Here is an 884-nt window from a genome sequence, read left to right on the forward strand (position 1 = left end):
AGGACCTGGCCGCGCTCGACGTCTTCACGCTTGGTGCCGCGCAGCAGCACGCCGACGTTATCGCCCGCCTGGCCCTGGTCCAGCAGCTTGCGGAACATTTCCACGCCCGTGCAGGTCGTCTTCTGGACCGGACGGATGCCGACGATCTCGACCTCCTCACCGACCTTGACGATGCCCTTTTCGATACGACCCGTGACCACGGTGCCGCGGCCCGAGATCGAGAAGACGTCTTCCACCGGCATCAGGAACGGCAGGTCCAGGGGACGGGCCGGCTGCGGGATGTAGTCGTCGACGGTCTGCATCAGGGCCAGAACCTGCTGCTCGCCGATTTCCGGGTTCACGCCGTCGGTCGCGGCCTTGGCCGAACCCATGGTGATCGGAATGTCGTCGCCCGGGAACTGGTAGGACGAAAGCAGCTCGCGCACTTCCATCTCGACCAGCTCGAGCAGCTCGGCGTCGTCGACCAGGTCGACCTTGTTCATGAACACGACCAGGGCGGGCACGCCGACCTGACGGGCCAGCAGGATGTGCTCGCGGGTCTGGGGCATCGGGCCGTCGGCGGCCGAAACCACCAGGATCGCGCCGTCCATCTGGGCGGCGCCGGTGATCATGTTCTTCACATAGTCGGCGTGGCCGGGGCAGTCGACGTGGGCATAGTGACGGGCCGCCGTCTCATATTCCACGTGCGCGGTGTTGATCGTGATGCCGCGGGCCTTTTCTTCCGGCGCGGCGTCGATGTCGGCGTAGTTCATCGCCTTGCCGCCGCTGGCCTTGGCCAGAACCATCGTGATCGCAGCCGTCAGCGTCGTCTTGCCGTGGTCCACGTGACCGATCGTGCCGATGTTGCAATGCGGCTTGTTACGTTCGAACTTTTCCTTGGCCAT

Annotated in this window: 1 protein-coding gene; it reads right to left on the reverse strand. The window is 65.2% G+C overall.

What is annotated here, in order from left to right; genetic code table 11:
* Positions 1-884, reverse strand: an 884-nt coding sequence (gene tuf, locus ACP7AZ_RS17800) for an elongation factor Tu (protein WP_426039981.1), incomplete at both ends; no start/stop codon positions are given.

The sequence above is a fragment of the Brevundimonas sp. DC300-4 genome, assembly GCF_049897365.1.
Lineage (GTDB): Bacteria > Pseudomonadota > Alphaproteobacteria > Caulobacterales > Caulobacteraceae > Brevundimonas.